Source organism: Pseudomonas sp. GW821-FHT02A08, assembly GCF_059422045.1.
Map to the genome: position 1 here is coordinate 1 of NZ_JBWKWD010000036.1, position 18,288 is coordinate 18,288.

The 18,288-nt window shown below is 60.6% G+C and carries 13 protein-coding genes and 2 tRNA genes; 2 read left to right on the forward strand and 13 right to left on the reverse strand.

All coding sequences use genetic code 11. The features are described from left to right. Positions 1–96: 96 nt before the first annotated feature. The 6 genes from tsaA to rimO form a co-directional block, all read right to left on the reverse strand. Positions 97–795, reverse strand: coding sequence for a tRNA (N6-threonylcarbamoyladenosine(37)-N6)-methyltransferase TrmO (gene tsaA / locus AC07W4_RS21855; RefSeq protein ID WP_495033952.1), 699 nt, complete (start codon positions 793–795; stop codon positions 97–99). Between the two features lie 155 nt (positions 796–950). After that, positions 951–1,721, reverse strand: coding sequence for an SDR family oxidoreductase (locus AC07W4_RS21860; protein WP_495033953.1), 771 nt, complete (start codon positions 1,719–1,721; stop codon positions 951–953). 287 nt (positions 1,722–2,008) lie between these two features. Further along, positions 2,009–2,476, reverse strand: a complete 468-nt coding sequence (locus tag AC07W4_RS21865; protein ID WP_008052166.1) for a YehS family protein — start codon at positions 2,474–2,476, stop codon at positions 2,009–2,011. Positions 2,477–2,551: 75 nt separating this feature from the next. After that, a complete protein-coding gene (locus AC07W4_RS21870; RefSeq protein ID WP_495033954.1) occupies positions 2,552–3,262 on the reverse strand; it encodes an rRNA pseudouridine synthase in 711 nt (236 codons plus the stop codon). 191 nt (positions 3,263–3,453) lie between these two features. After that, positions 3,454–3,927, reverse strand: a complete 474-nt coding sequence (locus AC07W4_RS21875; RefSeq protein WP_495033955.1) for an acetyltransferase — start codon at positions 3,925–3,927, stop codon at positions 3,454–3,456. Between the two features lie 112 nt (positions 3,928–4,039). Next, positions 4,040–5,377, reverse strand: a complete 1,338-nt coding sequence (rimO, locus tag AC07W4_RS21880) for a 30S ribosomal protein S12 methylthiotransferase RimO (protein WP_008052161.1) — start codon at positions 5,375–5,377, stop codon at positions 4,040–4,042. Between the two features lie 293 nt (positions 5,378–5,670). Here rimO and AC07W4_RS21885 point away from each other — a divergent pair, with 293 nt between their 5' ends. Further along, the gene (locus AC07W4_RS21885; protein WP_495033956.1) at positions 5,671–7,572 is read left to right on the forward strand and encodes a potassium transporter Kup; all 1,902 of its coding nucleotides are present in this window, start codon (positions 5,671–5,673) and stop codon (positions 7,570–7,572) included. A 254-nt stretch (positions 7,573–7,826) separates the two neighbouring features. On the opposite strand, the gene AC07W4_RS21890 is transcribed toward AC07W4_RS21885, so the two are convergent. From AC07W4_RS21890 to AC07W4_RS21905, 4 genes are all read right to left on the reverse strand, one after another. Next, complete coding sequence (locus tag AC07W4_RS21890; RefSeq protein ID WP_495033957.1) at positions 7,827–9,122, reverse strand: virulence factor family protein; 1,296 nt, start codon at positions 9,120–9,122, stop codon at positions 7,827–7,829. Beyond that, the gene (mprF, locus tag AC07W4_RS21895) at positions 9,122–11,764 is read right to left on the reverse strand and encodes a bifunctional lysylphosphatidylglycerol flippase/synthetase MprF (RefSeq protein ID WP_495033958.1); all 2,643 of its coding nucleotides are present in this window, start codon (positions 11,762–11,764) and stop codon (positions 9,122–9,124) included. The genes AC07W4_RS21890 and mprF overlap by 1 nt, the downstream gene beginning before the upstream one ends. Before the next feature lie 279 nt (positions 11,765–12,043). Further along, positions 12,044–12,120: transfer RNA gene (locus AC07W4_RS21900), tRNA-Met, on the reverse strand. A gap of 232 nt (positions 12,121–12,352) precedes the next feature. Continuing rightward, positions 12,353–12,429, reverse strand: a tRNA-Met gene (locus tag AC07W4_RS21905). 300 nt (positions 12,430–12,729) lie between these two features. On the opposite strand from AC07W4_RS21905, the gene dinB reads away from it, so the two are divergent. Continuing rightward, positions 12,730–13,791 (forward strand): DNA polymerase IV, encoded by a 1,062-nt coding sequence (dinB, locus tag AC07W4_RS21910; RefSeq protein WP_008052157.1) that lies wholly within the window; start codon positions 12,730–12,732, stop codon positions 13,789–13,791. An 89-nt stretch (positions 13,792–13,880) separates the two neighbouring features. On the opposite strand, the gene AC07W4_RS21915 is transcribed toward dinB, so the two are convergent. From AC07W4_RS21915 to AC07W4_RS21925, 3 genes are all read right to left on the reverse strand, one after another. Next, positions 13,881–14,834 (reverse strand): hypothetical protein, encoded by a 954-nt coding sequence (locus AC07W4_RS21915; protein ID WP_495033959.1) that lies wholly within the window; start codon positions 14,832–14,834, stop codon positions 13,881–13,883. A gap of 19 nt (positions 14,835–14,853) precedes the next feature. Then, a complete protein-coding gene (locus AC07W4_RS21920; protein ID WP_495033960.1) occupies positions 14,854–16,569 on the reverse strand; it encodes a proline--tRNA ligase in 1,716 nt (571 codons plus the stop codon). Between the two features lie 142 nt (positions 16,570–16,711). Next, a complete protein-coding gene (locus tag AC07W4_RS21925) occupies positions 16,712–18,271 on the reverse strand; it encodes an AmpG family muropeptide MFS transporter (protein WP_008052153.1) in 1,560 nt (519 codons plus the stop codon). Positions 18,272–18,288: the final 17 nt, after the last annotated feature.

Sequence of the window (18,288 nt, forward strand, 5' to 3'; positions counted from 1 at the left end):
TTTTTATAAGATACAGGGCGGTGTGTCAGTCGACATTAAAGTTGACTGACACACCGCCTTCGCGAGCAAGCCCGCTCCCACAGTTGTTTCTGTCGTTCAGCTTATTGCGGGAATGACTTCCAGGACGCGGATCAGCTCCGGTGTCGGGTAATGCCAACGCACATCCAGATCCCAGAACTGCGCGCCGTATTCCCGCTCCGGTGCAGGGGTTTGATAGGCCGGGCGAGGATCTTGCGCCAGGCATTGCTCGATCAACTCGACCAAAGGCTCTGCAAGGCGCTGGGCATGCTCGTGAGCCTGTTGCAGCGCTGTGTCCGTCCACTGCACGGGAATCAGTTGCGGCGCAGCGCTGGCAATGCTGTTGGCGGCTGTGTCGATGATGTCGGCGTAGGGCACGTAGGGTTTGATATCGAGAATCGGCGTGCCATCCAGCAAATCAATGCCCGAGATCCACAACCGGCCGGCCTCGACCTTGTCCAGTTTCACTACCGACTGCCCGATGCCATTGGGGCGGTGGGTGGCGCGGGTGGCGAACACGCCCATGGATTTGTTGCCGCCGAGGCGAGGAGGGCGGACCTTCAGGCGAGGTTTTTCCTCCAGGGCCTGGTGGAACAGGAACAACAGCCACACGTGGCTGACCTGCTCCAGTCCTTGTACCGCGTCTCCTTGATCGAATGGTGCCACCAGTTCCAGCACCCCACGGGCAGCCGGGGCCAGTTGGGGTTGGCGCGGAATGGCGAACTTCTCCTTGAAGCAGGAGCGCACGAAGCCGATGGGGGAAACGCTGTAGGTCATGGTTTGGGGTCGAGGCGATAGTGGAGGCGGGCATGATAACCCGATCAACCATTGCTTAGGCGGTGCCTGTCAGTCCGTCTTCGCGGGCAAGCCACGCTCCCACAGGTTTTGTGATGGACACAAATTTTGTGTGCGCGAAGGCCGCGCCGCCGATTTCAGAGACTGAACCCGCCATCCAGCGGAATGATATTCCCGGTCATATAGGCTCCGGCAGTGCTCGCCAGACTGATCGCCAGCGCCGCCATCTCCTCCTCGCGGCCCCAACGCTTCATTGGAATCAGCGCCGTATCCTGCGCCAATGCCTGCTCATCATTACCGATGTGCTGGGTCATCTTGCTCGGAAAACGCCCCGGGGCGATTACGTTGACGTTGATGTGCTGGCTCACCAGTTCGCGCGCCAGAATCCTCGACAGTTGATGCAACGCAGCCTTGCTCGGCCCGTAGGCATACGCCTGCTCGCCGAAGGAGGATATGCCGGCCACCGATCCGATGTTGATGATCCGCGCCGGATTCGCTTCGGAACCGGCCTTGCGCAGCAGTGGCAGGAATTGCTGGATGCAGTTGAACACCGAGGTCACGTTGAGCTGCATGACTTTTTCCCAGCCCTTGATCGGGTAGCTCTCCAGCGGTGCGCCCCAGGTGGTGCCGGCATTGTTCACCAGGATGTCCAGATGGGTGATCTGCTCGCCAAGGCGCGCGGCCAGTTGCAGGACGCCTTCTTCGGTGGCGAGGTTCGCCGCGATGGCGCGGCAGCGGCCAAGTGCACCAAGTTCGTCAGCGGTTTGCAGGCAGGCTTCAACGTCGCGGGCACAGACGTACACGGTGGCGCCCGCCTCGACGTAGGCCTTGGCGATCATCTTGCCGATACCACGGGTGCCGCCGGTCACCAGGGCGGTGCGGCCTTGCAGGGAAAAGTACGGGTGCATGGCGAATCCTTCAGAACTGAGGTCTTTAAACCCTAGTCGTCAGCCGCCAGAAGCGGAGCCACTATTTTCGAAGGGAATGAGGGGCCATTAGGCCTAATGCCGGTCAGTTAAACGGTAATGCGATTTGTAGCAGCTGCCGAGCCCGCGAGGCTGCGTTCGGCTGCATAGCAGTCGTGAGCCCAGCTGACGCGGCCTGCCTGACGTATCGCAATAACTGATTTTACGACTGCTTCGCAGCCGAACGCAGCCTCGCAGGCTCGGCAGCTGCTACAAAAGGTGTCGCTGTTTTACGCTCTCACGCGCAGGGTCAGGCCCTTGAGGAAATTGCGCAACAGTTGGTCGCCGCACGGGCGATAGTTGGTGTGGCCGAACTTGCGGAACAGCGCGCTCAGCTCCGGCTTGGACACCGGGAACTCGGCGGCCTTGAGGATCGCGTGCATGTCGTCTTCTTTGAGCTCGAACGCCACTCGCAGCTTTTTCAGGATGATGTTGTTGGTCACCGGCACTTCGATCGGCTGTGGCGGACGGCTTTCGTCCTTGCCGCGCTTGAAGATCACCAGGCCGTCGAGAAAGTGCGCCATGACTTCGTCCGGGCAGCGTACGAAGCCTTCCTCGTCTTCCTCTTTCTTGTCGAGGTAGGTCAGCAAGTCCGGCAGGGTCACGTCCAGGCCGCCGAGCTTGATGATCTCGATGGTTTTCTTGTCGCTGATGTCGAGCATGTAGCGCACGCTGCGCAGTACGTCGTTATGAATCATGTGTGCAGTCCTGATATTCAACTGTGGGCGTCGCGGCCAGGCGCGGCGCCGAAATGTGTGGCGGCGAGAAAAGCCTTAGAACTTCTCTTTGCCGGACAGGTAGCGCCATTGCCCCACCGGCACTTTGCCGATGGACACGCCGCCGATGCGAATGCGACGGATGGCGACGACCTTGAGGCCGACCGCCTGGCAGAGCAGGGCGATGATGCCCGGCTGCGGGTTCTTCATGGCAAAGCGCAGGCGATTCTCGTTCTGCCAGCTGGCCTTGACCGCCGGCAACTCCTTGCCCTTGTAGGTCAGGCCGTGGTTCAGGCGGTTCAGGCCGTGGGCCGCCATCTCGCCTTCAACCTCGACCACGTACTCTTGTTCGATCTTGCTGGAGTCGGCGGTGAGTTTGCGCAGGATTTTCCAGTCCTGGGTGAACACCAGCAGCCCGCTGGCGTTGGCCTGCAGGTCGGTGCTGGCGGTCAGGCGCAGGAAGTGCCCGCGCAACGGGCGCTTGCCGTAGCGGTGCTCTTCGCTCAGGGTCTCGGCGCCGAGGGTGGCCATGGCGGTATCTGCGTCCATGCCGGCGGGCACGTTGAGCAGCAGGGTCACCGGTTCCGGCGCGGTGGCCTTGGCTTCGGGATCAAGCTCGACTTTCTGGGTGTCGACCTTGAATTGCGGCTCGTCGATGACCACACCGTCGACGGTGACCCAGCCGCCCTCGATGAACAGCTCAGCCTCCCGACGGGAACAGCCGACGAGTTCGATGAGGCGTTTGGAGAGACGAATCGGGTCAGTCATGTCAGGGCCGTAACAAAAAGGGGGTGGGCATTGTACCTGCCTGGCGCCGGTTAATCGCGGGTCCATTTACGCCGTGAGGCTTTTTGTGGGAGCGGGTTTGCTCGCGAAAGCGGTTTATCAGCCAATATTGATGTTGAATTTGATGGCCTCTTCGCGAGCAAGCCCGCTCCCACATTTGGTTCCTGGTTGTGTCAGCCATTGCGCGTGAGTTTTTCAGCCTGACGCATACGCATGTGCAACAACGGATACGGCTGCCCCATGCCATCGACTTCCGAGCGACCGATGACCTCGAAGCCCTGCTTGAAGTAAAAGCCCAAGGCTTGCGGGTTCTGTTCGTTGACGTCCAGTTCGCAGGCGTTCAGGTGTTCCAGGGCATAGCGCAGCAATTTCTTGCCCAGGCCCTGGCCGCGATGGTCGGGGTCGATGAAGAGCATTTCGATCTTGCCGGCCGCGACACCGGCGAACCCGGTGATGCGTTGGTTCGAATCCTTGGTGCAGATCAGCATCACCGAGTCGAGATAGCGAGTCAGCACCAGGTTCTTTAGCAGTTCAATGTAGCTGTCTGGCAGAAAATCATGGGTGGCGCGGACCGAGGCCTCCCAGACCCGGGTCAGTTCTTCGTAGTCGCCGAGTTTCGGCGTGTGGATGACCGAATGCTGACGCATGCCTGTCTGCCTCTTGTGCAGTGGTTGATATGAATCCTTTCAACCTCAAACAATAGCCGTAAAAAAGCCCCGCATCTCGTCAGGAGAGCGGGGCTTTGCGTATTTTTTGCGTTTAGATCTGTTCAGCCCACAGATCGTATTCGTCGGCGTCGGTCACTTTGCACCAGACCTTGTCGCCCGGCTTGAGGTTGCTGCCGTTGTCGATGAATACGTTGCCGTCGATTTCCGGGGCGTCGAAGAAGCAGCGGCCTACGGCGCCTTGCTCGTCGACTTCATCGACCAGCACTTCGATCTCGCGGCCGATGCGCATTTGCAGGCGCGCCGAGCTGATGGCTTGCTGGTGCGCCATGAAACGCTCCCAACGGTCCTGCTTGACGTCATCCGGAACAACTTCCAGATCAAGGTCGTTAGCCGGTGCGCCTTCTACCGGCGAGTACTGGAAGCAGCCGACGCGGTCGAGCTGGGCTTCGGTCAGCCAGTTCAGCAGATACTGGAAGTCTTCTTCGGTCTCGCCCGGGAAGCCGACGATGAAGGTCGAACGGATGATCAGGTCCGGGCAGATTTCACGCCAGTTCTTGATCCGCGCCAGGGTCTTGTCTTCGAAGGCCGGGCGTTTCATCGACTTCAGCACTTTCGGGCTGGCGTGCTGGAACGGGATGTCCAGGTACGGCAGGATCTTGCCGGCGGCCATCAACGGGATCAGCTCGTCAACGTGCGGGTACGGGTAAACGTAGTGCAGGCGAACCCAGACGCCGAGGGTGCTCAGGGCTTCGCAGAGTTCAGTCATGCGGGTTTTCACCGGCGCACCGTTCCAGAAACCGGTGCGGTATTTCACGTCGACGCCATAGGCGCTGGTGTCTTGCGAGATCACCAACAGCTCTTTGACGCCGGACTTGACCAGGCGCTGTGCCTCGTCGAGCACGTCGCCCACCGGACGGCTGACCAGTTTGCCGCGCATCGACGGGATGATGCAGAAGCTGCAGCTGTGGTTGCAGCCTTCGGAAATCTTCAGGTAGGCGTAGTGGCGCGGGGTCAGCTTGATGCCTTGTGGTGGCACCAGGTCGATCAGCGGGTTGTGGTCCTGGCGTGGCGGCACGACTTCGTGCACCGCGTTGACCACTTGCTCGTATTGCTGCGGACCGGTCACGGCCAGCACGCTCGGGTGTACGTTGCGAATGTTGCCTTCTTCGACGCCCATGCAGCCGGTCACGATGACCTTGCCGTTTTCCTTGATGGCTTCGCCGATCACTTCCAGGGACTCGGCCTTGGCCGAATCGATAAAGCCGCAAGTGTTGACTACCACGACGTCGGCGTCCTGGTAGGTGGACACCACGTCATAGCCTTCCATGCGCAGCTGGGTAAGGATGCGCTCGGAGTCGACCAGTGCTTTGGGGCAACCCAGGGATACGAAGCCAACCTTTGGATTGGCCGGCGCAGGAGTGGTGGACATGTCTAACCTCGGTATTTTGTGACGCCGCTTGCCGGGCAGGGCAAAACCGACGGACGGGCGCTTGAACTGCGCCTCTGATCAAAAAGTGCGCAATTCTAGCGATGAGTCGCTCACTTGACCAGCTTTATGCAGGGAAATACGACGAGTGCTGCGCTATGCTTCGCGCCGTTACGCTTTACTGGGTTTTTACTGTCAACAAATCGTCTGTAACCTGAAGTAAAACAGCGCATGCTGCACGACAAAGCATAGTGCTTCTTTGAAAGAAGCCCGGGTCTGAGAAGTAGGAGTGGTGGATGGGTCAGGCAAGTAGTCAGGCTGCAGGTGCCGAGCATTCGGCGGTCAAGCCGATCGGCATGCTGGTCGCGGCAGTCGGGGTGGTTTATGGCGATATCGGCACCAGTCCGCTGTACACCCTCAAGGAAGTGTTTTCCGGAGGCTATGGCGTGCCGGTCAACCATGACGGGGTGCTGGGGATCCTGGCGCTCATTTTCTGGTCGCTGATCTGGGTCGTGTCGATCAAGTACATGATGTTCGTGCTGCGCGCCGACAACCAGGGCGAAGGCGGGATTATGGCCTTGACCGCACTGGCGCGGCGGGCGGCGTCGGGGCACGCCAAATTGCGCACGTTGCTGGTGGTCTGCGGACTGATCGGCGCGGCGTTGTTCTATGGCGACAGCATGATCACCCCGGCGATTTCCGTGCTGTCGGCGATTGAAGGTCTGGGGCTGGCCTTCGAAGGCATCGACCATTGGGTCGTGCCGCTGTCGCTGGTGGTGCTGGTCGCCCTGTTTCTGATCCAGCGTCACGGTACGGCGCGCATCGGCATTTTGTTCGGACCAATCATGGTCACCTGGTTCCTTGTGCTGGGTGCATTGGGCGTCTATGGCATCAGCCAGCATCCGGAAGTCCTGCAAGCGATGAATCCGGTATGGGGTGTACGTTTCTTCATGGTCCATCCGGGCATGGGCGTGACGATTCTCGGCGCCGTGGTGCTGGCATTGACCGGTGCCGAAGCGCTGTACGCGGACATGGGCCACTTCGGCCGCAAGCCGATTGCACGTGCGTGGTTCATCCTTGTACTGCCGGCGTTGGTGCTGAACTACTTCGGCCAGGGTGCCTTGCTGCTGGGCGACCCGGAAGCTGCTCGTAACCCGTTCTACCTGTTGGCACCGAGCTGGGCATTGATCCCGCTGGTCGGCCTGTCGACCCTGGCCACGGTGATTGCCTCGCAAGCGGTGATTTCCGGGGCGTTCTCCCTGACCCGTCAGGCGATCCAGCTCGGGTACATTCCGCGCATGCACATCCAGCACACCTCCAGCGCCGAACAGGGCCAGATCTACATCGCCGCGGTGAACTGGGCGCTGATGGTCGGCGTGGTGCTGTTGGTGCTGGGTTTTGAATCCTCCGGTGCCCTGGCCTCGGCCTACGGTGTGGCGGTGACCGGGACCATGCTGATGACCAGTATTCTGGTGTCCGCGGTGATCCTGCTGCTGTGGAAATGGCCTCCGGTTCTTGTGGTGCCGATCCTGTTGGGTTTCCTGTTGGTAGACGGTGTGTACTTCGCCGCCAACGTGCCGAAAATCATTCAGGGCGGTGCATTCCCGGTAATCGCCGGTTTCGCCTTGTTTGTGCTGATGACCACCTGGAAGCGCGGCAAGCAATTGCTGGTGGAGCGCATCGATGAAGGTGGGCTGCCACTGCCGATCTTCATCAGCAGCATCGCCGTGCAACCGCCGCATCGCGTGCAGGGCACGGCAGTGTTCCTCACCGCGCGACCGGACGCCGTGCCCCACGCGCTGTTGCACAACTTGTTGCATAACCAGGTACTGCACGAGCAGGTGGTGCTGCTGACGGTGGTCTACGAAGACATCCCACGGGTACCGCCAACACGGCGCTTCGAGGTGGATTCCTACGGCGAAGGTTTCTTCCGGGTGATCCTGCACTTCGGCTTTACCGACGAGCCGGACGTACCGAAAGCGCTGAAGCTGTGTCATCTCGATGAGCTGGACTTCAGCCCGATGCGCACCACCTACTTCCTCAGCCGGGAAACGGTCATCGCCTCCAAGCTCGAAGGCATGTCCCGCTGGCGTGAGGCGCTGTTTGCGTTCATGTTGCAGAACGCCAATGGCAACCTGCGCTTCTTCAATCTGCCGTTGAACCGGGTGATTGAACTGGGTACTCAGGTGGAGATGTAAGCGACCCACAAAAAGCCCCCATTGCCTTGCGGCAGCGGGGGCTTTTTTGTACCTGAGTACAAAGCTGGAAGACTATGAAGATCCAGTGTGGGAGCGGGCTTGCTCGCGAAAGGGGCGTGTCAGTCGACATAGATGCAATTTGACACACCGCTTTCGCGAGCAAGCCCGCTCCCACAGGGGATTTGTGGCGTGTGGTGGAATGAAAAAGCCCCCGTTGCCGTGAGGTAACGAGGGCTATTTTGCTGGCTGTCAGATCACTCTGTAGCAGCTGTTTCCTTCGGCTGGCGCTTCTCGATGATCTCTACCAGACGCTTGGCCAGCGCCGGGTAGTTCTCGTCGAAGTGGTGGCCGCCGGGCAGTTTCATCGCTTCGCCTACCGCCGTCTTGTCGGTGCAGCCACTCTCGTCGGTTTCTTCTTCACCGTAGATGCACACCACTTTGGCGGCTGGCAGCTTGGCCATTTCCGGGCCGGTGGCGGCTTCCTTGCCGGCGTTGCCGAGCCAGCCTTCGACTTCGATTTCAAAGCTGCCGGTACGGGCGAAGGCCAGCAGGATAATGGCGTCGACGCGTTGCTGCTCCGACTCGGCCAGACGGTTGTAGATCGCCGGCAGTACGTCGGCGCCGAACGAGTAGCCGGTCAGGATGAAGCGCTTGGTGCCCCATTTCTGCCGGTAGTGTTGCATCAGTTCAGCCAGGTCCAGCGCGCTTTGCTCCGGGCTCTTGTGTTGCCAGTAGTAGCGCAGGGTGTCGATGCCGACCACCGGGTAGCCGATCTTGGCCATCTCGCCCGCCACGTCGCGGTCGAGGTCGCGCCAGCCGCCGTCGCCGGACAGGAACAGGGTCACGGTGTCCCTGGCCTGGCCTGCCGGCACTTCGACCACCGGAATTTGCAGGCCGCCAGCGGCTTTGTCGCCGCCGACGAGGATCTTGCGCAGTTCGTTGTTCAGCACTTGCGGCAGGTTGATGTCGTAGTCGCTGATGCTGGTTTCGGCATTCGGTTGATCACGCACGAAGCCGGCACTGGTGTCGTCCGGGTTGTCGTTCCACGCCGCCAGCCAGTGACCGTGGGCGGCGCTTTTGGGCAGCAGGTGAGTGCAGCCACCCTTTTCCAGGGCCAGGTCGACCGAGACGGCGTAGGCTTTGTCGTCCTTTTGCTCGGACAACCAGCGCCAGGCCAGCACCGCGCCTGGGCCGATGCCGCTGACCAGGGTCGCCGGGCCTTTGAGCTCCCGCAGGCCCGATTGCAGGGCACGGCTTTGCAGCAGGCAATCCTTGGGCAGGATCACCTGGACAATTTGCGCCGAGCCACTGCGGCTCAGGGTCATCAATTGCTTGTCGCTGAGTTTCTGGTCTTCGTTGACCGCCACCAACACCTGGGCGCGTGGCGTGGTGCCGGGGATCACACGGGTCATCGCCGCACCATCGGCCGGAGTCAGCCATTCGAGGGTCGGTTCCGGTGCCGGGCGTTTCAGGTACCAGAAACCGCCACCGAGAATCAGGGCCACTATCACCAGCGTGCCCAATACATACCGCAAGGAGCGTTGAATCATCAGCGTTTCACCAATCCGGTCAAGCCGCCCGCGATCAGGGCGGCAGTGTCGGCCAGCGCAACCAGCGGATCGAGTCCGGCGGGCACGGCCATATAACGGGGTTCCCAATCAGGCTGGAACTTGTCTTTGAAGCGGCGCAAGCCCTGGAAGTTGTACAGCTGCTCACCACGGCGGAATACCATCGAGCCCAGGCGCTGGGTAAGTGGTGCGCCACGACGGGGTTGCAACCCCGACAGCGGCACCATGCCCAGGCTGAAACGCGCGTATCCATGGTTTTTATAATGTTGAATCAGGCCGACCATCATGAACTCCATGGTCAGCTTCGGGGCATCCGGGTGCGCGCGCATCAAGTCGAGGCTGGCCAGGTCATGGCCGTAGGTCTCGAGCAGGTTGGCGAACGCCACCGGGCGTCCTTCGAAACGAATCACCGCGATGCGGAAATGCTTGAGGTAGTCATCGCTGAAGCGACCCAGCGAGAAGCCTTTCTCCCGGACGTTCTTGCCGGTCAGCCAGGCATCGGAAATCACCTTGAGCTCGTCCATAGGCGCTTGGCCCGGCTCATGGATTTCCAGGGACAGGCCGTCACGGGTGCCACGGTTCCAGGTGTAGCGCAGGTCCTTCATCTCCTTGCCCTTGGCCTCGAGATCAAAACGCTTGAGGTCGACCCGGGCTTCTTCGCCGAGCTTGATCGCGGTCAGGCCGATGTCCATGTAGTACGGCAGGTTCTCGGCGCGCACTTGATAGAACACGGGACGGGCATGGTGGATGTCGCACAGGTCGCGGAACTGCCAGATCATTTCCGCCCTTTGCTGGCCCGGGCCGATCGGGTCATACAGTGCCACCAGGCTGCGGCCGCGACGGGCGTACATCAGGAAGGCTTCGTCATTGGGGTGAAACAGCAGCGCCTTGTCACCGGTCAGTGCCAGGCCGCCATCCGGTTGGGCCGATGCCATGAGGATCTTGCTGGCGCGCTCCAGTTCGTCGGGCGTGGGCAGGTGAATGACCGGGCGCGCGGTGCGCAACAACCAGGTCAGGGACACCACCACCAGTAGCACGGCAGCCCCGAGCAGCGAGCGCAGGCCGCGAGGGGCGTCAGCGTCGAGGGTGAACTGCCACCAGAGTTGGTGGCTGTACGGAACGTCCTGGTAGGCGAACAGCAGCAGCCACATCGACGCACCGAGTACGCACAGGCTGGCCACCAGATAAAGCGGCGAGAACGGCAATTCGGTCAGGCGGCTGGGGCGATAGAACGAGCGGCGGAATACCCCCAGCAGGCTAGCCGTCAGCACCATCAGGCTGGCTTCTTCCCAGTCGAAGCCTTTGAGCAGCGAGAGCAGGGCGCCGACCAGCAACAGAATGGTGGTCAGCATCCACGCGGCCGACAGCCGGCGGCGAAGGCCCTGGGCCAGTAGCAGGCAAAGCACGCCGACCAGGCTGGCGCCGAAGTGCGAAGCATCGACCAGTCGATGGGGGATCAGAAAACCGATGTGTTCCAGGCGGGTATCGATTTCCGGGGTGGCGCCGGAGAACAGCAGGACAACACCGGACAGGAACACCAGCACCGCCAGTATCGGCGCCGCCAGGCCCGAGGCCGCGCGCAATGTCTGGCGTGTCTGGAACAGGCGCTGACCTTCGTTGACCAACAACAGCAGGCAGGCCACCAGCAAGGGCAGGACCACGTAGATCAAGCGATAGAGCAGCAGGGCGGCCGCCAGTGGCGCAGCACCCAGGGTGTCGGAAAAGGCCGCCAGCAAGATCGCCTCGAACACCCCGACACCGCCCGGCACATGACTGAGCACGCCAGCGGCCAGGGCCAGCAGGTAAACCAGAAGGAACGCACCGAAGGGTGGCGTTTCCGGCAGCAGCAGATAGAGCACGGTAGCGGCGGCCGCTACGTCCAGGGCGGTGATGACCAATTGCAGGAAGGTCAGGCGACGCCCGGGCAGGCGCAAGGTGCGGCGCCCGACCCTGACCAGCAAGTTGTCCGGGTAAGGCTGATCCGGCAGCCGACGACGGTAGATACCGATGGTCAACACGGAAAACAGCACGAGCACGGCGGTCGCCACCACGCCCAGCAACGTCTCGGAGAGTCCCAGGGCGGAGGACGCCGCTGGCAGGTCACTGAGCGTCGCCAGGGCGGCCAGCGGTGGCAGGGCGCAACCCAGCGAGAGGCTGGCGAACAACGTCATGCGGGCGACTTCAGCCGCTCCCAGGCCATGGCGGGCATAGAGGCGATAGCGAACCGAGCCGCCCGACAACATTGAAAGACCGATGGCGTTGCCGATGGCGAAGGCCGTGAAGCCGCCAAGCGCCAACGTGCGCGGTGCCAGGTTCACTTCGGCATAGCGGCTGGCCGACCATTCGTAGCCGAGCAGAATGATGAAGCCCACCATGGTTGCGCCCAGTGCGCCCATCAAGGCAGGTTTTGGAACCTCGAGGATCGAGTCGTGAAGCGCGTCAAGGTCGAGTTCGCTCAACAGGTGGCGACAGGCAATCAGCGCGATCGCGAACAGCAGCAGTGTGATCGCCAGACCGATGGGTTGACGGTACTTGCTCAATCGATCAAGCAGGCGCAGGCGCTCGGCATTGATCGGTTGTGTCGCTGTGACAGTGTCTTGTGAATCAGACGAGTTGGCGCGCATCAATCACCTCTTGGATTGTGCGCGACAGGATGGAGGTATCCAGCCAAGTTACCAATCCCTGTAGAAAAAAATAATCACAAATATTAACGCCTATCACCCGGCAGCAGGGATGGCGCCTCATCAGTCGTGAAGGCTTCAGCCTGTGATTGAGCATAGTCTGAACCCGGCGCATCGGGGCTCCCCGAACGGCTTGCTACACAGTGGCAGGTCATTGTTGCGAAAGGACTTTTTCAACAGATACAAAAAAGGCCACTCTTTCGAGTAGCCTTTTTTGATGTTTGGTTGCGGGAGCCGGATTTGAACCGACGACCTTCGGGTTATGAGCCCGACGAGCTACCAGACTGCTCCATCCCGCGTCTGTGTGGCGGCATTCTATAGAGATACGCCGGGGTGTCAACCGTTAATCCTGAAGCAGGTCAAATAAATGTTGAATCGCGTCAAACGGTCGCAGGGGTGGCCTAAGTTTCGGAATCAGAACGATTTCCGGTTTCGGTCTGGTTGAGCGTCCAGGCGTTGTTTCGTCGTTCGGTGCTACAAAACGAGCGCGCACAAAAAAGGCCACTCTTTCGAGTAGCCTTTCTTGATGTTTGGTTGCGGGAGCCGGATTTGAACCGACGACCTTCGGGTTATGAGCCCGACGAGCTACCAGACTGCTCCATCCCGCGTCTGTGGGGCTCATTCTATAGAGATGCGTTCGGGTGTCAACCTCAAATTCCGATAAAACCTCTTCCTGTTCAATCGGTTAGCGTTAAAAAGTAGAGGCCGGGCGGTCTGTGAGGCAGGCGGGGTAAGGCCTGTGGGTCTATTGGAAGTGATTTTTCGATTGAAAAAATAAATTCATAATCGACTCTTCCTACGATTGGAAAAGAACATTCAGACTACTGGTGCTATATACAGGTGTCGGTGAGATACTGTTTGTCCGGCACGCCATGACGCCTTTTCTTTGCCATGAACACGGCTTTGCTATGACCCAACGCAAGATCATCCACGTCGATTGTGACTGCTTCTATGCCGCCATCGAGATGCGCGACGACCCACGCCTCGCCGGTAAGCCACTGGCGGTAGGCGGATCGGCGGACCGGCGTGGGGTGATCGCCACCTGCAATTACGAGGCACGAGCGTACGGGGTGCGTTCGGCGATGTCCTCCGGACATGCCTTGAAGCTGTGCCCGGACCTGACCATCGTCAAGCCACGCATGGATGCCTATAGAGAAGCGTCCAGGGAAATTCACACGATCTTTCGCGATTACACCGAGATCATCGAGCCGCTCTCGCTCGATGAGGCGTACCTTGATGTGTCGGACAGCGCGCATTTTGCTGGCAGTGCAACGCGAATCGCCCAGGACATCCGGCGCCGCGTCTCCAATCAGTTGCATATCACCGTGTCGGCGGGCGTGGCGCCGAACAAGTTTCTGGCCAAGATCGCCAGTGACTGGAAAAAGCCCAACGGCCTGTTTGTCATCACTCCGGACCAGGTCGAGGACTTTGTCAGCGGTTTGCCGGTGAGCAAGTTGCACGGGGTCGGCAAAGTCACCGCCGACAAGCTCGGCAAGCTGGGCATCACCGATTGCCTGCAATTGCGCGAGTGGGACAAGTTGGCGTTGGTGCGTGAGTTCGGCAGCTTTGGCGAGCGACTCTGGAGCCTGGCCCGTGGGATCGATGAGCGTGCAGTGCACAACGACAGTCGTCGTCAGTCGATCAGTGTTGAAAATACCTACGACGTTGACCTGCCGGACCTGAAGAGTTGCCTGGACAAGTTGCCCGAGCTGCTGGAGACCCTGGCCGGTCGCATGGCGCGAATCGACAGCAGCTACCGTCCGGGCAAGCCATTCGTCAAAGTGAAGTTTCACGACTTCACCCAGACTACATTGGAGCAGGCCGGGGCAGGGCGGGATCTGGGAAGTTATCAGTTGATGCTGACCCAGGCCTTCAATCGCGGCGGTAAGCCGGTGCGGTTGTTGGGGGTAGGCGTGCGGCTGGAGGACTTGCGGGGCGGGTTCGAGCAGATGGAGTTGTTTGAGCGGTAGGCCTGAAGCATAAAAGATCGCAGCCTGCGGCAGCTCCTACAGAAGAACGCGATCTGTTGTAGGAGCTGCCGCAGGCTGCGATCTTTTGGTTAATTGAGTCCCGGATTCGCCACCAGTCGCTCGCCATTGCGGGCCAGTGACTTCAGGAATTCGGTCTGCAATTCGGGATCATTGCGCGTCAGTTCGATCAGGCTCTGTTCCAGTTCGCTGGCTTCTTCTTCAAGACCAAGCTCCGACAGGCGCTTGACCCGGTGGACCCACTGACTGACTTCGTCGCCTTCGAGATCGTCATAAATCAGCCCGTGGGCCTCATAGAGCTTGCTGCGCAAGGTGCTGCTGACGGCCAGCGAGGAGTCGCTGTGTACGTCGTCCTGGGCATCCTCGACACGAATCAGCAGCCGGCTCAGATGATTGATGTCATGTTCGGCGAACGGGTTGTCCAACAGATTCAGGCGCAACACGCCGTTTTTGTCGGTGGTCAGTTCGAAGGTTTCCTTACCGGCCTTGACCTCGACCGGGCGCTCGCTCCAGGGCAGGCTTGAGTACTCCGTGCGCTTGTCGCGCTGGACTTCGTCAATGCCGGCCAGGTTCTGCTGCGCGCGACCATGGGACTGCACATTCATGAGCGGGTTGAGCCCGGCGAAACCGTAGCTCAGCCAGTCCTTGGTCACGCTGTCCGGCAGGTTGCCGAGGGCGAACACATTGACCACGTTGGCACCGACACCCGCCACCACGGCCACCGCGCCCAGCGGGATTTCGTAGATCTCCCGCCAGGGTTGGTACGGCGTATAGCGGTCGTAGTGACGAGTGACTTCGTACTCGGTGACTTCGAAGGTCTTCTGCTCGTGGATTTTCACCCGCCGTTGCGGCAGCTCAAGCACCTTGGGCTCACCGACATCGATCTGCAGGCTGTGATCGAGCAATTTGCGCTCGACCCGTTCCTCGTGCTCGCTGCGTTGTGACATGTGATTGGCACAGCCGCTGACCAGCAGGGCGCCGCACAAGGCGGCACCACCGAGGCCTAAGGTGTTTCGCTTGAACATGACGTCTCTATATCTGCTATCAGCGGCGGATGCGGGCCTGAAGGAAGGACAGTACGTCGGCGACCGGCAGTGCTTGTGCGTCGGCCTCGGTACGGCTCTTGTATTCCAGGTTGCCTTCGGCCAGGCCGCGGTCGCTGACGACGATCCGGTGTGGAATGCCGATCAGTTCCATGTCCGCGAACTTGATGCCCGGGCTGGTTTTCTTGTCGCGGTCGTCCAGCAGCACTTCGAACCCGGCAGCGGTGAGTTCCGCGTACAGCTTGTCGGTGGCTTCGCGAACCTGCTCGGTTTCGTAGCGCAGCGGCACCAGGGCGATCTGGAACGGAGCGAGGGTGTCGCTCCAGATGATCCCGTTTTCGTCGTTGTTCTGCTCGATGGCAGCTGCCACCACGCGGGACACGCCGATGCCGTAGCAACCCATTTCCAGGGTGACCGGCTTGCCGTTTTCGCCCAGCACTTCGCACTTCATCGCTTTGCTGTACTTGTTGCCCAGCTGGAAGATGTGCCCGACTTCGATGCCGCGCTTGATCTCCAGGGTGCCCTTGCCGTCCGGGCTCGGGTCGCCGGCCACGACGTTGCGCAGGTCGGCAACGGTCGGAACAGGCAGATCGCGCTCCCAGTTCACGCCGAAGTAGTGTTTGTCGTCAATGTTGGCACCGATGCCGAAGTCGCTCATCAGCTCGACCGAACGGTCGATGATGATTGGCAGCGGCAGGTTCAACGGGCCGAGGGAACCGGCGCCGGCACCAATGGCCTCGCGCAGCTCGCTTTCGGATGCCATGACCAGAGGGCTGGCAACGCCAGGCTGGTTGGCGGCCTTGATTTCGTTCAACTCATGGTCGCCACGGATGATCAGGGCAATCAGCTTGCCTTTCTCTTCGGCGTGCACCACCAGGGTCTTGATGGTTTTCTCGATCGGCAGGTTGAAGCCTTCGACCAGTTGCGCAATGGTCTTGGCGTTCGGGGTATCGACCAGACGCAGTTCTTCGGTCGGAGCGGCACGCGATGTTTCGCGCGGCACGGCTTCGGCTTTTTCGATGTTGGCGGCGTAGTCGGAGCCGTTGCTGAACACGATGTCGTCTTCACCGGATTCGGCCAGTACGTGGAACTCGTGGGAACCGGCACCGCCGATGGAGCCGTTGTCGGCTTCAACAGGACGGAACTTCAGGCCCAGACGGGTGAACACGTTGCAATAAGCCTGGTGCATGCGGTCGTAGGTGACCTGCAGCGAAGGCTGGTCAGCGTGGAACGAATAGGCGTCCTTCATGATGAATTCGCGGCCGCGCATCAAGCCGAAGCGTGGGCGGATTTCGTCACGGAATTTGGTCTGGATCTGGTACAGGTTGATCGGCAGCTGCTTGTAGCTGCTCAATTCGTTGCGCATCAGGTCGGTGATGACTTCTTCGTGGGTCGGGCCTGCGCAGAAGTCGCGACCGTGGCGATCCTTGAAGCGCAGCAATTCAGGGCCGTACTCTTCCCAGCGCCCGGATTCCTGCCACAGCTCAGCCGGTTGCGTGCTCGGCATCAACACTTCGAGAGAGCCGGCGGCGTTCATTTCTTCACGAACGACGGCTTCGACCTTGCGCATTACCCGCAAGCCCATCGGCAGCCAGGTGTACAGGCCCGAGGCGAGTTTGCGGATCATGCCGGCGCGCAGCATCAGCTGGTGGCTGATCACGACCGCGTCGGAAGGCGTTTCTTTTTGTGTGGCGAGCAAAAATTGACTGGTGCGCATGGTTGGCCGTTATCGATTGCTGATGACGAGAAATGACGGAGCATTGTACGGGCGAGATCCGCTGGCGTACAGGCGTGCGGTCGCTGGTGTGGCGGGAGGGCACGATTCACTCGACCCTCCGCGATTCTTCCTGGGTAAGAGTCTACGACTCTTCGGCGATCGGAGTCTGCACCGGTTCCGGTGTCGGTGTCGGGCCTTCACGGCGGTTCTCCTGGAACCAGTGCAAGGCAATCAACAGCAGGGTCGGGACGCCTAGCAGGGCGGTGATCAGGAAGAAGTCATGGTAACCGAATTTCTCCACCATGACTCCGGAGTAGCCGCCGATCAGGCGTGGCAGCAACAGCATGATCGAGCTGAGCAGGGCGTATTGGGTGGCGGAGAACTTGAGGTTGGTCAGGCTCGACAGGTAGGCGACGAACGCCGAGGTCGCCAGGCCCGAGCTGAAGTTGTCCAGGGAGATGGTCAGCACCAGCATGTTCAGGTTGGGGCCCATGTCGGCGAGCATCAGGAACAGGATGTTGGTCGCCGCGGACGCGACACCGCCGATGAACAGGATCGGCAGGATGCCGAAACGCACGATCAGCAGGCCGCCCATGCCGGCGCCGACCAGGGTCATGATCAGGCCGAAGATTTTGCTGACGCTGGCGATCTGGTCCTTGGTGAAACCCTGGTCGATGTAGAACACGTTTGCCATCACACCCATGACCGTATCGGACATCCGATAGGTGGCGATCAGGCCGAGCAGCAGCAGCGCTTGCCAGCGGTATCGCAGGATGAAGTCGTTGACCGGTGTCAGCACAGGCGCCAGGCCGCGACGGCCCATGGCCGAGAGGCACAGGGCGGTGAGCGTGATATAGAGGATGGCCCGCAGGAAGGCGCGGTCTTCGAGCAGCAGGTCGAGCGGGCTCACGCCTTCGAACAATACGCTGGCAAAGTCGGTGTTATAGAGCTGGGTGAACATGGCCGGCACGGACACCAGCAAAATGATCAGCACGAACACTGAGGCCAGTTGATGCACGAAGCTGTAGCGCCCGGCCTGCAGTTGCGTGCGCAACGGGACCGGCGGTTCGCGCATGAACATGCTGGTCAGCAGTGCCGGGACCATCAGGGCGCCGAACAGGATGTAGGTGCCGGCCCAGGCCGAATGCTTGTAGTTGAAGCCGGTGGAGCCAAAGCCTTCGGCGAAGTAGAGCGCACCTGCGGTAGCCAGCAGCGCAGCGACCCGGTAACCGGACATGTAGCTGGCGGCCAGTGCGGCCTGACGATTGTCTTCGGCGATTTCCAGGCGGTAAGCGTCGACCGCGATGTCCTGCGTCGCTGATGCGAAAGCGACGACGACGGCAATGGCGATCAGCCAGGACAAATGCTTTTGCGGGTCGCAGAAACCCATCCCGATCAGGCCAAGGATGACCAGTGCCTGGGACAGCACGAGCCAGGATCGTCGTCGACCGAGTTTGCCGAGCAATGGCAGTCGCCATTGGTCGAGCAAGGGTGACCAGACCCATTTGAAGGCATACGCCAGGCCGATCAGGCTTGCATAGCCAATGGTTTCACGCGCCACGCCAGCTTCACGCAGCCAGACTGAAAGTGTCGAAAACACCAGCATGTAGGGCAAGCCGGCGGCGAAACCAAGCAGCAACAGCACGAGTGTCGAGGGGCTGGCATAAGCGGCGAGCGCGGCGCGCCAGGTTTTACGGGGCATGGGCTGGAGTCTGCCTC

Excerpts from the sequence above, each read along its gene's own strand:
- dinB (WP_008052157.1), top strand. The coding sequence starts at position 12,730 with ATGACCCAACGCAAGATCATCCACGTCGATTGTGACTGCTTCTATGCC.
- AC07W4_RS21865 (WP_008052166.1), bottom strand. The coding sequence starts at position 2,476 with ATGATTCATAACGACGTACTGCGCAGCGTGCGCTACATGCTCGACATC.
- AC07W4_RS21860 (WP_495033953.1), bottom strand. The coding sequence starts at position 1,721 with ATGCACCCGTACTTTTCCCTGCAAGGCCGCACCGCCCTGGTGACCGGC.
- rimO (WP_008052161.1), bottom strand. The coding sequence starts at position 5,377 with ATGTCCACCACTCCTGCGCCGGCCAATCCAAAGGTTGGCTTCGTATCC.
- AC07W4_RS21915 (WP_495033959.1), bottom strand. The coding sequence starts at position 14,834 with ATGTTCAAGCGAAACACCTTAGGCCTCGGTGGTGCCGCCTTGTGCGGC.
- AC07W4_RS21920 (WP_495033960.1), bottom strand. The coding sequence starts at position 16,569 with ATGCGCACCAGTCAATTTTTGCTCGCCACACAAAAAGAAACGCCTTCC.
- mprF (WP_495033958.1), bottom strand. The coding sequence starts at position 11,764 with ATGCGCGCCAACTCGTCTGATTCACAAGACACTGTCACAGCGACACAA.
- AC07W4_RS21875 (WP_495033955.1), bottom strand. The coding sequence starts at position 3,927 with ATGCGTCAGCATTCGGTCATCCACACGCCGAAACTCGGCGACTACGAA.
- tsaA (WP_495033952.1), bottom strand. The coding sequence starts at position 795 with ATGACCTACAGCGTTTCCCCCATCGGCTTCGTGCGCTCCTGCTTCAAG.
- AC07W4_RS21890 (WP_495033957.1), bottom strand. The coding sequence starts at position 9,122 with ATGATTCAACGCTCCTTGCGGTATGTATTGGGCACGCTGGTGATAGTG.
- AC07W4_RS21925 (WP_008052153.1), bottom strand. The coding sequence starts at position 18,271 with ATGCCCCGTAAAACCTGGCGCGCCGCGCTCGCCGCTTATGCCAGCCCC.
- AC07W4_RS21885 (WP_495033956.1), top strand. The coding sequence starts at position 5,671 with ATGGGTCAGGCAAGTAGTCAGGCTGCAGGTGCCGAGCATTCGGCGGTC.
- AC07W4_RS21870 (WP_495033954.1), bottom strand. The coding sequence starts at position 3,262 with ATGACTGACCCGATTCGTCTCTCCAAACGCCTCATCGAACTCGTCGGC.